The organism is Verrucosispora sioxanthis, from assembly GCF_010560025.1.
Classification (GTDB): domain Bacteria; phylum Actinomycetota; class Actinomycetes; order Mycobacteriales; family Micromonosporaceae; genus Micromonospora; species Micromonospora palythoicola.
In genome coordinates this window covers 173504-186376 of sequence record NZ_SAIY01000006.1, presented here as the reverse complement: position 1 = coordinate 186376, position 12873 = coordinate 173504, and the positions used below count along the sequence as shown (strand labels likewise).

At 73.0% G+C, this 12873-nt stretch carries 11 protein-coding genes and 1 pseudogene; 7 read left to right on the top strand and 5 right to left on the bottom strand.

Going from position 1 to position 12873, the window contains the following annotated elements; genetic code table 11:
- Positions 1-44 precede the first annotated feature (44 nt).
- Together ENC19_RS19345 and ENC19_RS19340 are read left to right on the top strand one after the other, a co-directional pair.
- Positions 45-1868 (top strand): glycerol-3-phosphate dehydrogenase/oxidase, encoded by a 1824-nt coding sequence (locus ENC19_RS19345; RefSeq protein WP_164448543.1) that lies wholly within the window; start codon positions 45-47, stop codon positions 1866-1868.
- Between the two features lie 86 nt (positions 1869-1954).
- Entirely contained in the window at positions 1955-2479 is a 525-nt protein-coding gene (locus ENC19_RS19340) for a hypothetical protein (protein WP_166458802.1), read from the top strand.
- Between the two features lie 22 nt (positions 2480-2501).
- Here ENC19_RS19340 and ENC19_RS19335 read toward each other — a convergent pair whose 3' ends face one another.
- The gene (locus tag ENC19_RS19335) at positions 2502-3902 is read right to left on the bottom strand and encodes an FAD-binding oxidoreductase (protein WP_164448541.1); all 1401 of its coding nucleotides are present in this window, start codon (positions 3900-3902) and stop codon (positions 2502-2504) included.
- Between the two features lie 66 nt (positions 3903-3968).
- On the opposite strand from ENC19_RS19335, the gene ENC19_RS19330 reads away from it, so the two are divergent.
- Positions 3969-4283 carry a DUF4031 domain-containing protein gene (locus tag ENC19_RS19330; RefSeq protein ID WP_164448540.1) on the top strand — a complete coding sequence of 105 codons (315 nt, stop codon included), beginning with the start codon at positions 3969-3971 and terminating at the stop codon, positions 4281-4283.
- A 41-nt stretch (positions 4284-4324) separates the two neighbouring features.
- On the opposite strand, the gene ENC19_RS19325 is transcribed toward ENC19_RS19330, so the two are convergent.
- Positions 4325-4969, bottom strand: coding sequence for an HD domain-containing protein (locus tag ENC19_RS19325; protein WP_164448539.1), 645 nt, complete (start codon positions 4967-4969; stop codon positions 4325-4327).
- Between the two features lie 103 nt (positions 4970-5072).
- Here ENC19_RS19325 and ENC19_RS19320 point away from each other — a divergent pair, with 103 nt between their 5' ends.
- Entirely contained in the window at positions 5073-6329 is a 1257-nt protein-coding gene (locus tag ENC19_RS19320) for an FUSC family protein (protein WP_328824311.1), read from the top strand.
- Positions 6330-6346: 17 nt separating this feature from the next.
- Entirely contained in the window at positions 6347-7843 is a 1497-nt protein-coding gene (locus tag ENC19_RS19315; protein ID WP_164448537.1) for a PrsW family intramembrane metalloprotease, read from the top strand.
- Between the two features lie 46 nt (positions 7844-7889).
- On the opposite strand, the gene ENC19_RS29360 is transcribed toward ENC19_RS19315, so the two are convergent.
- Entirely contained in the window at positions 7890-8057 is a 168-nt protein-coding gene (locus tag ENC19_RS29360; RefSeq protein WP_166458800.1) for a hypothetical protein, read from the bottom strand.
- An 86-nt stretch (positions 8058-8143) separates the two neighbouring features.
- Positions 8144-8479, bottom strand: a complete 336-nt coding sequence (locus tag ENC19_RS19310) for a GroES family chaperonin (protein ID WP_164448536.1) — start codon at positions 8477-8479, stop codon at positions 8144-8146.
- A 169-nt stretch (positions 8480-8648) separates the two neighbouring features.
- Between ENC19_RS19310 and ENC19_RS19305 the strand changes: the two genes are divergently transcribed.
- Positions 8649-9947 carry an AI-2E family transporter gene (locus ENC19_RS19305; protein ID WP_166458799.1) on the top strand — a complete coding sequence of 433 codons (1299 nt, stop codon included), beginning with the start codon at positions 8649-8651 and terminating at the stop codon, positions 9945-9947.
- A gap of 98 nt (positions 9948-10045) precedes the next feature.
- On the opposite strand, the pseudogene ENC19_RS30400 reads toward ENC19_RS19305, so the two are convergent.
- Positions 10046-12287, bottom strand: a pseudogene (locus ENC19_RS30400) (ATP-dependent DNA helicase).
- 74 nt (positions 12288-12361) lie between these two features.
- Here ENC19_RS30400 and ENC19_RS19295 point away from each other — a divergent pair.
- On the top strand, positions 12362-12868 hold the full coding sequence (locus tag ENC19_RS19295) for a DUF402 domain-containing protein (protein ID WP_164448534.1): 507 nt from the start codon (positions 12362-12364) through the stop codon (positions 12866-12868).
- The last annotated feature ends 5 nt before the right edge of the window (positions 12869-12873 follow it).

The window sequence follows — 12873 nt, the reverse complement described above, 5'->3', positions numbered from 1 at the left end:
GTCGGCACGTGCCGGTGGCGGGTGGGGACGGTTAACGTGGACGGGTGCGTGATCCGAACGTTCTGCGGTCCGTTGCCGGGCAGCTCTCGCCCGCTCGCCGCGCCGCCGACCTGCGTCGGTTGCGCGCCGAGCGGTTCGACGTGCTGGTGATCGGGGGCGGGGTGACCGGTGCCGGAGCGGCTGTCGACGCCGCGTCCCGGGGCCTGAAGGTGGCCCTGGTGGAGGCCCGCGACTTCGCCGCCGGCACCTCCAGCCGGTCCAGCAAGCTGATCCACGGCGGCCTGCGCTACCTGGAGCAGTTGGAGGTCGGCCTGGTGCACGAGGCGCTGACCGAGCGCGGGCTGCTGGCCACCCGGCTGGCGCCGCACCTGGTGCGGCCGGTGCCGTTCCTGGTGCCACTCCCCGCCGGTCAGGGCGTCCGCGACCTGCCCGCCCGACTGCTGCGGCGGGCCTACTACGGCGCCGGGGTGGCCGCGTACGACGCCTTCGCCGGCCTCTTCGGTGGCGGCCGGGGCATGCCGTTGCACCGGCACCTGAGCCGGGAGGGCGCCCGCCGCGTCTTCCCGAGCCTGCGCTCCGACGGCCTGGCCGGCGCGATCCGTTACCACGACGGGCAGGTCGACGACGCCCGCCTGGTGATCACCCTGGCCCGCACCGCCGCCAGCCTGGGCGTGACCGTGGTCAGCAGCGCCCGGGCGGTCGGACTGATCCGACAGGCCCGGGAGGTCACCGGGGTCCGGGTTCGCGACCTGGAGGCACCCTCCGGTGCGCCCGAGGCCGAGTTCGAGGTACGCGCCCGCACGGTCATCGCCGCCACCGGTGTCTGGACCGACGACATGTCCCGGATGCTCAACGACGTCGGCCTGCGGCCCGGTGTCCGGGTGCGGGCGTCCAAGGGCGTGCACCTGGTGGTGCCCCGCTCGGCGATCACCGGCGAGACCGGACTGATCCTGCGTACGGCCACGAGTGTCCTGTTCGTCATCCCGTGGGGCGGGCACTGGATCATCGGCACCACGGACACCGACTGGCGGCTGGACCGCTCCCACCCGGCGGCCTCGGCCAGCGACATCGACTACCTGCTCCGGCAGGTCAACACGGTGCTGGACCGCCCGCTGACCACGGCCGACATCGAAGGTGTCTACGCCGGACTGCGGCCGCTGCTGGCCGGTGAGGCGGACTCCACCTCGAAGCTCTCCCGGGAGCACGCCGTGATCGAGCCGATGCTCGGGCTGCTGCTGGTGGCCGGTGGCAAGTACACGACGTACCGGGTGATGGCCGCCGACGTGGTCGACCGGGCGGTCCGCCGACTCGGCGGTACCCGGGTTTCGCGTACCGCCGACCTGCCGCTGCTCGGTGCGGACGGGTACGCGGCCATGTGGCGGGACCGGGCGGATCTGGCCCGTCGCCACGGGTTGCCGGTGGGCGTGGTGGAGCACCTGCTGGAACGCTACGGCAGCCTGACCCTCGATCTGCTCGCCCTGATCGACGCCGATCCGCTGCTGTCCTCCCCGCTGGCCGGTGCGCCGGAGTACCTCGCCGCCGAGGTGACGTACGCGGCCCGCGCCGAGGGGGCGTTGCACCTGGAGGACGTGCTGACCCGGCGTACCCGGATCTCGATCGAGACCACCCACCGGGGCCTGGAGTCGGCCGAACACGCGGCCGAGCTGATGGGTGCGGTGCTGGGCTGGGACGCGGCTCGCCGGGCTCGGGAGGTGACCCACTACCGGGCCCGGGTGGAGGCCGAGCGACAGTCCCAGCTGATGCCGGACGACGCCACCGCGGACGCCGCTCGGCTCGGCGCTCCGGACGTACGCGGCTACCCGGCGGATCGGAGTGCCGACGACGGCGCGGCAGGCCTGGCCCGCTGACGGTTCCATTATGGAGATCGCCGAGCATGGATATCCATTCAATGGGGTTACGCTCGCTACCTACGGTGGGGTAAGTTCCGCGAGTGATGGCGCTTTCCCGATCACGACTGGTCTTCCTGCCCGGCATCGTTGCGCTGGCGGTCGCTCTCGGCGGTTGCGCGCCGTTCGGCGACAACTCCGAACCACCCGCGGCGGCGAGCGCGCCGGCCGCCGGGCAACCCGGCGGCGCGGGGGCGACCACCGCCGGAAAGGGCCGGGTCAGCCTGCTGCAGAACGACGGGGCCGATGGTCCGCTGCGCACCCTGAACGTGGAGCCGGACGGGCGCTGGGAGTGCGTCGACTGTGCCGGTGACGGAGTCACCTCGACCGGTGAGTTGAGTGCCGAGCACCGGGAGCGTCTCCAGCAACTGCTGGCCGAGCCGGACCTGGCCCTGGAGACCGACGAGGCCCGGGGCTACCGGGTCAGCTGCGTCGGCGCGCTCACCTCCACCCTGCTGACCGCGGCCGGCCTGATCACCTCGCAGGACTGCCCGGGGGAGGAAAGGCCGCCGGTGGCCGAGGAGATCCTGCTGCTGCTCACCCAGAACACGCCCGCCGAGATGGTGGGCTAGCGGCAGCGCCGATGCGGCGTCGTCAGAGCACCTTCCCGGGGTTGAGCAGGCCGGTCGGGTCGAGCGCCGCCTTGATCGCCTGGTGCACACGTACGCCCACCGGGCCGATCTCCCGGGCCAGCCAGTCCCGCTTGAGCAGGCCGACGCCGTGCTCGCCGGTGCACGTGCCGCCCAGGTCCAGCCCCAACCGCATGATCTCGTCGAAGGCCCGCCGGCCGCGTTCCAGGCTCGTCGGATCGGCCCGGTCGACCACGATGTTGGGGTGCATGTTGCCGTCGCCGGCGTGACCGACCACCCCGATCGGCACCTGACACTCCGCCGCGATCCGGGCCACCCCGTCGAGCAGCGCGGCGAGCGCACCCCGGGGCACCGCCAGGTCATCGATGATCAGGCCACCGTTGCCGTCCGGGTACGTGTCCACGGCGTACTTCTCCATCGCCGGGTGGGCCAGCCGGCGGGCCTGCAACAGCGCGGCGGCCTCGACGGCGTCACTTGCCGCGTACACCTCCTCGGCGCCGGCCGCCTCGCAGACCGCAGCCAACTCGGCCAGGTCCGCCGCCGCCCGGGGACCGGTGTCGGCCGCGGCCAGCAGCAGCGCCTCCGCATCGGTGCGCAACCCCATCGGCCGGTACGCCTCGATCGCCGTCAGGTGGGTGCGGTCGAGCAGTTCCAGCAGGCTGGGGGAGAGGCCCTGGGCGGCGATCCGGGCCACCGCCGCGCCGGCGTTCGCGGTGGAACCGAACACGGCCACCAGGGTCAGCGACTCCGCCGGCGCGGGCCGCAGCGCCACCGTCACCTCGGTGATCACTCCGAGGGTGCCCTCCGAGCCGACGAAGAGCCGGGTCAGGTCGTAGCCGGCCACCCCCTTGGCGGTCCGGCGGCCGGTGCGCAGCACCTCGCCGGAGGCGAGCACCACCTCCAGTCCGAGCACGTACTCGGTGGTCACGCCGTACTTGACGCAGCACATCCCACCCGCGTTGGTGGCGACGTTGCCGCCGATGGTGGACGACTCCCAGGAGCCCGGGTCGGGCGGGTACCACAGGCCGTGCTCACCCACCGCCGCGGTGAGCGCGGCGTTGACCACTCCCGGCTGCACGACCGCGATCCGGCTCACGGGATCGATCTCCAGGATGGCGTTCAGCGCGGTGGTGCTGATCACCACCGCGCCGTCGACGGCGTTCGCCGCGCCCGCCAACCCGGTGCGCGCACCCTGCGGCACCACCGGTACGCCGTGTCGCCCGGCCGCCCGGACCACCGCGACGACCTCCTCGGTGCTGCGCGGCCGGGTCACCACCAGCGGTGTGGCCGACGCACACAGGTCGGCCTCGTCCCGCTCGTGCCCACGCAGCAGGTCGGGATCGGTGAGCACCGCGTCCGGCCCGAGAGCGGCGCGGAGGTCGTCGAGGAGCGGGGAGGCGGCCATGCGGCCGAGGCTACGACCGGTCACTGGTGATCATCAACCTGCGCCGACGCCCGGTACCGTGGCCGCGTGATCTACCTGGACCGGCCGTCCTGGCCGGGGCGCGGCCGGCTCTGGTCGCACCTGATCAGCGACGTCTCCCTCGCCGAACTGCACGCCTTCGCGGAGATGCTGGGTGCTCCCCGGCGGGGCTTCGACCGGGACCACTACGACATCCCCGCGGACCGCTTCGCGATGGCCGTCTGGCTCGGCGCGCAGGTCGTGCCCAGCCGCGACATCGTCCGCCTCCTCCGCGCCGCCAACCTCCGCCGCCCCAAACACCTCGCTCGCCCCCGCCCGGACTCCCGCGATCTTGCACTTTCGGTCCCCCATCCGCGGCTTTGACGCCGTTATGTCCCGACGAAAAGTGCAAGATCGACGTCGGGTTAGGGGTGATGAGTCAGGTGGGACAGTTCGCGGGTGAGGTTGGTGTGGGCGGGGTGGGTCCAGCGGGCGGCCAGCTCGGGAATGCGGTAGAGGGAGGGCAGGGCGAGCAGGGCGGCGAGCACCCTGGCCCGGCCGATGCGGTAGTCCGGCTCGGGGACGTGGGCGTACTCCTGGCGGATCGCGGCTGCGTACCTGTCGTACTCCGGTGGTGAGGCGGCCAGCACCGCCAGGTCGGCGTCGCAGAGCAGCGCGCCGTCGGCGTCCGTGGGCGCCACCACATGACCGGCGGTGAGCAGGACCAGCCGGATCACCTCGGTCACCTCGGCGGTGGGCAGTCCCAACCGGGTGAGCAGGGCGTCGGCGAGCGCCGCGCTGGCGCGCTCGTTCTGATCGCCGAGGGCGCGGGGGTCGTACACCGCGTCGTGGCACCACGCGGCGAGCCGGACCAGATCGGGTCGCGACGCGGTCGAGGCGTACCGGTCGACCACGTCGAGCACGGCGGTCAGGTGCGCGACCGTGTGGTAGTGCCGGTGCGGCTCCCGCCACCGTTCGAACAGTTCCACCCCAGCCGCGTCGACCGACGCCGGGTCAGCCGCTCCGGCCGCCCGGGCGGTGGTACGCCACCGTGCCAGCAGCTCCGTCACCGGCCCGAGTCTGCCCGATGCGGCGACGTGTCGCCGGTCTGGGGCCATGTGCCGCTTCGGCGGGGAATGTCCGGGCGTCAGGCGGGTAGTCCCGGCCATGGCGGTGGCCCGGAGCGGACTTTCCCGGCTGCTGCGCCGTGACCGTGCAAGCGACGGCCGGTCCGACGTGGACACGGCTCGGATCGCCGGGACCATGGCGCAGCTGCACCACCGTGGCAAGGCCACCCTGCGCGACCGTCTGCACCGGGTGCGCCTGTCGCTCGGCCTGGCCGCCCAGGCGGGTCTGGCGGCCGGGCTGTCCTGGGTGGCCGCGCACGAGCTGCTGGGCAACCCGCAACCGGTCTTCGCCCCGATCTCCGCCGTCGGCACCCTGGCCGTCTCGGTCGGCCAGCGGTTCCGCCGGACCGTCGAGCTGATCCTCGGGGTGGGCGTCGGGGTGTTCGTCGGCGACCTGCTGATCTACTTCCTCGGCACCGGGCCGTGGCAACTCGGCCTGGTGGTCACCTCCGCCATCGTGCTCACCGTCTTCGCCGGGGGCAGCGTCGCGATCGTCATCCAGGCCGCGGCGACCGCGGTGCTGATCGTGACGCTCAGCCCGTCGGTGGAGGACCTGGAGCTACCCCGGTTCATCGACGCGATCGTCGGCGGCAGCGTCGCGCTGCTGGTCACCGCGATCCTGCTGCCGCTCAACCCGCTACGGGTGCTCAACCGGGCGGCCCGGCCGGCGCTGGATCTGCTCGCCGCCCAGCTCGACGTCGCCGCCGACGGGTTGCGGGAGCGCGATCGGGAGAAGATCCAGAGCGCGCTGGACCGGCTGCGCGACAACAAGGACGAACTGGCCACCTTCTCCGAGGCGATCGAGGGTGCCAAGGAGACCGCGCTGCTCTCCCCGGCGCGGTGGCACCGGCGCAGCGAACTCACCCACTACGCGGAGGCCGCCGATCCGATCGACCGGGCGATGCGCAACAGCGGCACCCTGATCCGGCGCGCGGTGACCCTGGTGGAGGACGACGAGGCGGTCCCGGAGCCGATGCCGGACGCGGTCGGTCACCTGGCCGAGGCGGTACGAATGCTGCAGAAGGAGTTCGCCCAGGGTGAGGAGCCCGAGCAGGCCCGGGAGCGGTCGCTGCGCGCCGTCAGCGAGGCCGGTCGGGCGTACGGCGAGGGGGTGGGTTTCTCGGGCAGCGTGGTGGTGGCGCAGGTGCGTACCACCGCCAGTGACCTGCTGGTCGCCTCCGGCATCAGCCAGGAGGAGGCGAACCGGTTGGTCCGCCGCTCCTTCGGTGAGCTGGACCGACCGGGGGCGCCGGCCGGGCCGGAGCCGACCGTGCGGCGGCCCACCGCGCCTCCGGTCGGCTGAGTCCTCCGGGGGCGGCCATGCGCCCGGCCGGACGGGCCGGGCATGACTACGCTGACCGCATGGCCGTCACCCCGTCCGGCGGATCTCTGCCGCCGTCGCCGTCCGTGCTCGTCGCGCCAGGCGCGGGTGGTGGCGTACCCGGAATGCCACGACGTCGCCTCAGTTGGCGGCGGGCGCTGGTGCTGGTCGGGGTGATCATCCTGATCGCGGCCTGTGCGATCTTCATGCTGTTCACGCTCGGCACCAGTCTCGGCCCGGAGGCGCTGCTGGTCGGTACCGCCGCGGCGGTACTGCCGGTACCGGTGCTGGTGGCCTGCTTCCTCTGGCTCGACCGCTACGAACCCGAGCCGCTGAAGTACCTGATCTTCTGCTTCGCCTGGGGCGCGTTCGTCTCCACCGCGGCGTCACTGACGGTGAACGAGACGGCCGCCGGCTGGTTCGAGGACCAGAACCTGCCCGTCGCCCTCACCGCCGTCCTGGTCGCACCCTTCATCGAGGAGCTGACGAAGACTCTCGGCCCGATCCTGCTGCTGATCTTCCGGCGACGGGAATGGTCGGGCATCACCGACGGCCTCGTCTACTGCGGGCTGTCCGCGATCGGCTTCGCGATGGTGGAGAACATCCTCTACCTGGGCGGGTACGGGTACGCCTCGGGCGTCGAGCAGTACGGGCCGGCGACCGGGGCGCAACAGGTGATCGCCATCTTCATCGTCCGGATCCTGCTGTTCGGGTTCGCCCATCCGTTGTTCACCTCGATGGCCGGTATCGGGCTCGGTATCGCCGCGCGATCGGCGGACCGCCGGGTGCGGTTCTTCGCTCCGGTCGCGGGGCTGCTGCTGGCGATGATGCTGCACGGGACGTGGAACCTGCTGCCGACGCTCACCCAGGCCACCGGTCAGATGCTGATCTCGCTCTTCGGTTTCGTCGGCGTGATGGTGCCGATCTTCTTCGGCATGGTCGGCCTGGCCGTGTGGCTGCGGGCCTGGGAGGGGCGGCTGACCGAGCGGGTACTGCCGGACTATGTCCGGGCCGGTTGGCTCACGCCGCCGGAGGTGGCCGCGTTGAGCAGCCTCGGCCGGCGACACGCGGCCCGGGTGTGGGCCCGGCGGGTGGCCGGTGACGCCGGTCTACGGGCGATGCGCGGTTACCAGTTCGCGGCGACCCGGCTGGCGCTGCTGCGGGACGGTGCCACCCGGGGTCTGGACCGCCGGCCCGTCGACCGGGACCGGACGGCCCGGGAGGAACAGGAGCTGCTGCACTCCATCGCCGCGTACCGGTCGTACTTCGTGGGCCGGGATCCGCAGTCGCCGGTCGGTGTCTGGGACGGACACCGCTACCACCTGCGTTTTCCGGACGGTTCACAGCGGGCGGTGGAGGCTCCCGAGGAGCCGGTGGTGCCGATTCCGGTGGTGCTCACCCCACCGCCCCCGCCACCGCCGTTTCCCGTCGGCTACGGCGGGCCCGGCTGGTACGGTCCACGGCCGGCCGCCCCCTGGCCACCGGGGCATCGCTGACCGCCGACGCCGGCCGGTCGCGAGCTGACCGGCCGGCGGGTGGTGCTCAGGTCATCAGGCTGGTGAGGAAGTCTCCGAGCCCCTGGGCCATCATCATCAGCGCCGCACCGATGGCCTTGAACATCTGTGCGGCGCCCTCCGGCCGGAACGCCATGAAGTAGATCAGAAACGCGAGGCTTCCCCAGGCCAGCACCTTCTTCACGAATACCGGCATCGTCCCTCCCCAGGCCGGTGGTGCGGCTGGCTTCCCGCCGGGGAGCGCGGCAAACGACACGAGGCCGTCGAGGGACCGGTGGCCGGTCAGAGATACAGGCCGGTCGCGTTCTCCTCGACCCGCTCGGCGGCCACCGCGTGCACGTCGCGTTCCCGCAGCAGCACGTAGCCGCGGCCGTGCAACTCGACCTCGGAGCGGTCGTCGGGGTCGAAGAGCACCCGGTCGCCGGAGACGATGGAGCGTACGTTGGGGCCGACCCCGACCGCGGTCGCCCACGCCAGGCGTTTGCCGACCGCCGCGGTGGCCGGAATGACGATGCCGGCGCTGGAGCGCCGCTCACCGTCGCTGCCCTCCATCCGCACCAGCACGCGGTCGTGCAGCAGCCGGATGGGCAGGCCGGAGTCGAGGTTGTCGGCGGTCACGCCGCAGACGCTACCGTGTCGTCCCGCACCGGCCGGCCGGTGGTCACCGGGTTAGCGGACCGGTCGGACGGGGCACTGTGGGTGGCGAATCCGTCCTACCGTTGCCGGGTCGGGCGTATCCTGTCCGACCTGACGCAGTGCGCAGGCGAAGATCTGCCAGGAGGTGCGCTTGAGCCGCTTCGAGCGGATACGCGGACGGCTGCGTCGCGCGTACGAGTCGGGCCGGGAATCGGTTCGCGCGGGTCGCCAGACACCGTCCGACGTCCCGGAGTCGGCCACCGTGGCCTCGCCCTCCAGTCCCGGGCCGGCGGCACCGGCCGCGGCGACCGTGGTCGGTGCCGAACCGACCGCGCCGGTGCACAACTCCACCTCCAGTCGCGACGACGCCGACGTGCCGCACGCGCTGCGGATCGCCGCCGCCTGGTGCTGGCGGCTGATCGTCATCGGCATCGTCTTCTGGGCGCTGCTGAAGCTCGTCGGCACGATCAGCATCGTGATCATCCCCCTGGCGGTGGCGCTGTTGCTGTCGGCGTTGCTGGCACCCGCGGTCGGCTGGCTGCTGCGGGCCCGCCTGCCGCGGTCACTGGCGACGGCGGTGGTCCTGGTCACCGGGCTGGCCGCGGTGATCGGCACGCTCACCCTGGTGGTCAACGAGTTCATCAAGGGCGTGCCGGAGCTGACCGCGAAGTCGACCCAGGGTCTGCAACAGATCCAGGACTGGCTCAAGACCGGGCCCCTGCACCTGTCGGACAACGACCTCGACCGGTACATCGAGGAGACCCAGCGGTGGGTCGACAACAACACCGAGCGGTTCACCAGCGGCGCCCTCTCCACCGCGGCCACCCTGGCCGAGGTGTTGACCGGCACGGTGCTCGTCCTCTTCGCCACCTTCTTCTTCCTGCGTGACGGCAACATCATCTGGCGGTTCCTGGTCCGGCTGCTGCCCGTCGCCGCGCGCTGGAAGGTCGACGACGCCGGTCGGGCCGCCTGGGCGACGCTTGTCGCCTACGTGCGGGCGACGGTGCTGGTCGCCTTCATCGACGCCGTCGGCATCGGCATCTTCCTGGTCATCTTCGACATCCCGTTCGCCTTCCCCCTGGCCGCCCTGGTCTTCCTGGGCGCGTTCATCCCGATCGTCGGTGCGACCCTCTCCGGGGGCGTGGCGGTGCTCGTGGCGCTCGTCGACAGCGGCCCGGTGACCGCGTTGATCATTCTTGGTGTGGTGATCGGGGTGCAGCAGGTGGAAGGCCACATCCTCCAGCCGTTGATCATGGGAAGGGCGGTCGCCATCCACCCGCTCGCAGTGATCATCGGTCTGGCGGCCGGCGTGGTGCTCGCCGGGATCACCGGCGCGCTGGTCGCGGTGCCCATCATCGCGGTGCTCAACACGGCGGTACGTCGCCTCGCCGCCCGACGCGTCCCCGACACCCCACCCGACGCGGTCGTCGTCGCCTCCCGGGCGCCCTGACCGCCGTCCCACGCCTCAGCTGTGGTGGCGCGGCGCGGCGAACGCGGCGGCCGGCAGGCGGTGGACGCCCTGCCCGCCCACCGGTAACGCCGCCCGGCTCAGCTCGCGGCGAGGCGGGCCAGGGCGCCCCGGGCCACCTCCGGACGGGTCGTGTACCAGAACGGGGCAACGAGCGGCGCAGGAACGAGCGCAGCCGCGGGCCGTCTCCAGTCGGGAGTCCAGCACCGCCACCACGCCTCGGTCACCGTTGGCCCGGATCAGCCGGCCCACGCCCTGAGCCAGCCGGACCGCCGCGATCGGGACGCTCACCGCGGCGAAGCCGGAGCCGCCCTGGGCGTCGACCGCCGCCGCCCGGGCCGCGGCGAGCGGTTCGTCCGGGCGCGGGAAGGGCAGCCGGTCGATCACCACGAGCTGGCACGAATCACCCGGAACGTCGACGCCCTGCCACAGCGACATCACCCCGAACAGGCAGCTCGCCCGCTCCTCGCGGAAGCGCCGGACCAGCAGCGGCAACGCCTCCTCGCCCTGGAGCAGCACCGGCAGGTCGGTCCGGGCGCGCAGCAGCTCCGCTGCCTGCGCGCGGCCCGCCGCGAGGAGAAGAGGCCGAGCGTACGCCCGCCGAGCGCGGTGACCAGCGCGAGCAGTTCCTCCCCGGCGGCCTCGGCAGCCTGGACGCCCCGGACGGGGCAGGTGGGCGGCCACGTAGAGGATGCCCTGCCGGGGATAGTCGAACGGCGAGCCGACGTCGAGCGAACGCCACCCGAGCCCGGAGTCGGTCGCCGTGCCCGCGTCCTCCGGTCGGGCTGGCGCGGTACCACCCGCCGCGTCGCCCCGCCCCGCCGGTCGCCGAGCGTCCTCGGTCAGGGCGGCGGGTCGTCGAGCGGCCTCGGCCAGGGCGGCGGCGGCCGGTGACGGTGGGCCGGGCGGGGGCGAGTCGAGACCCAGTGCCCGGGCGACCGTGTCGAACCGCCCGCCCAGCGCGAGCGTGGCCGAGGTGGCCACCACGGTCCGCTCGTCGTAGAGGTGGGTGGCCAGGGTGCCGGCGACCGACAGCGGCGCCACCACAAGTGCCCGGCGTCCGGTCACGTCGTTGCGCTCCACCCAGGCCACGTCGTGCTCGGCCTCCTCCAGCAACCGCTGGGCCGTGGTGGACAACTCGTCGAGGACGGCCTTGGCCTGTTGCTTGCGTACCGGGTCGGGGTCGTCGGCCTTGACGTCGCCGATGCTGTCCAGTGCGGAACGGGTGGCGGCGTCCAGCAGCGTGCAGGCCTCCCGCAGCGGGCCGGGCAGCCCGCTGGTGATGCGTCCGACCGGTGCCTCGGCCAGCCCGACCGCGAGGGCGTCACCCGACGCGGTCAACGCCTCGGCCGTCTCCGGGCGCAGCAGCGGACGGGCCCGCCGGGCGGAGCGGTCGATCAGCTCCGGGGTCAGCTCCGCCTGGGCCGCCGAGGAGACCCGGTCGGCCAGCTCGTGGGCCTCGTCGACGACCAACAGCCGGTGCGGCGGGACGATGTGCCGACCGGCGAGCATGTCGACCGCGAGCAGGCTGTGGTTGGTCACCACGATGTCCGCCTCCCGGGCCCGGGCCCGGGACGCCTCGGCGAAGCACTCCGCGCCGTACGGGCAGCGGGAGGCGCCCACACACTCGCGGGCGGGCATCGAGACCAGCCGCCACGTCTGGTCGTCGACGCCCGGATCCAGCTCGTCGCGGTCACCGGTGTCGGTCTCCAGGGCCCAGTCCCGCAGGCGTTGGATCTGCTTGCCCAGCCGGCCGGCCTCACCGAGCCAGCGCGTGCCGCCGGGACGCTCGGCCGGAGCGTCGAAGAGGGTGTCCTCCGGTTCGTCCGCCGTGGAGTTCTCCAGCCGGGCCAGACAGAGGTAGTGGTGGCGGCCCTTCAGCACGGCGAACGTGGGGCGGCGCCGGAGCAACGGCTCGACGGCGTCGGCCAACCGGGGCAGGTCGTGCTCCACCAGCTGGGACTGCAACGCCAGGGTGGCGGTGGAGACCACCACGGGCCCGTCCACCGTCAGCGCCGGCGCGAGGTACGCCAGGGACTTGCCGGTACCCGTGCCGGCCTGCACCAGCAGGTGGTCACCGCTGGCGACGCACTCCTCGATCGCCGCGGCCATCCGCTGCTGGCCCGGACGGGCCGTGCCGCCGGGCACCGCCCCGACCGCCGCGGACAACAGCTCGGCCCCGCCCGGCCGGTCGCCCCGGCGGCGGGCCTTGTCGCGGGTGGTGTTGGTGCCGGTGGCGGTGCGGGGCGGAGTCACCGTGGCACGGTACCCGCCGGGTCGGACGTGGTCGGTACCGAACAGCCGTGTGTTGCGGCCGCACATAGCGGAAACACCGCCCGGTCGTCCGGTAACTTCCCGACGGCGACGCGTGGGCGGAATCGGTTAGGGTGCGACTCATGCCGAGCGACGTGATCCGGGTGATCTACCGCAAGTTCGACGGCAGCACCCACCGCGACTACCCGGCCCGTCGGTTGGCCGAGGACGACCTCGGCATCTGGCTCGGCGTGTCGGCCGGCACCAGCTCGGTCTACCACGGCCGGCCCTCGGTCGAGCAGATTCCCTTCGTGCTGCTGGTGCCCCACCACGCCTGGTGGACCGGCATGTTCAACCCGCCGCCCCGCACCAGTGAGGTCTACTGCGACATCGCCAGTCCGGCCCGCTGGGAGGGCGAGGACACCGTTCATCTGATCGACCTCGACCTGGACGTGGTCCGGCGCCGGGAGACCGGTCTGGTCGAGTTGCGCGACGAGGACGAGTTCGCCGAGCACCGGGTCCGCTTCGGGTACCCCGACGACCTGGTGGTGGCGGCCGAGGCGGCGGCACGTTGGCTGTTCGGCGCACTCGGCGACGGCACGGAGCCCTTCGCCACCTCGTACCGCAAGTGGTTGGCGCTGGTGGTCTGATCGCC

Coding starts and splice junctions, on each gene's coding strand:
- ENC19_RS19340 (WP_166458802.1), top strand. CDS start 1,955: ATGGCGCTTTCCCGATCACGACTGGTCTTCCTGCCCGGCATCGTTGCG.
- ENC19_RS19335 (WP_164448541.1), bottom strand. CDS start 3,902: ATGGCCGCCTCCCCGCTCCTCGACGACCTCCGCGCCGCTCTCGGGCCG.
- ENC19_RS19315 (WP_164448537.1), top strand. CDS start 6,347: ATGCGCCCGGCCGGACGGGCCGGGCATGACTACGCTGACCGCATGGCC.
- ENC19_RS29360 (WP_166458800.1), bottom strand. CDS start 8,057: ATGCCGGTATTCGTGAAGAAGGTGCTGGCCTGGGGAAGCCTCGCGTTT.
- ENC19_RS19295 (WP_164448534.1), top strand. CDS start 12,362: ATGCCGAGCGACGTGATCCGGGTGATCTACCGCAAGTTCGACGGCAGC.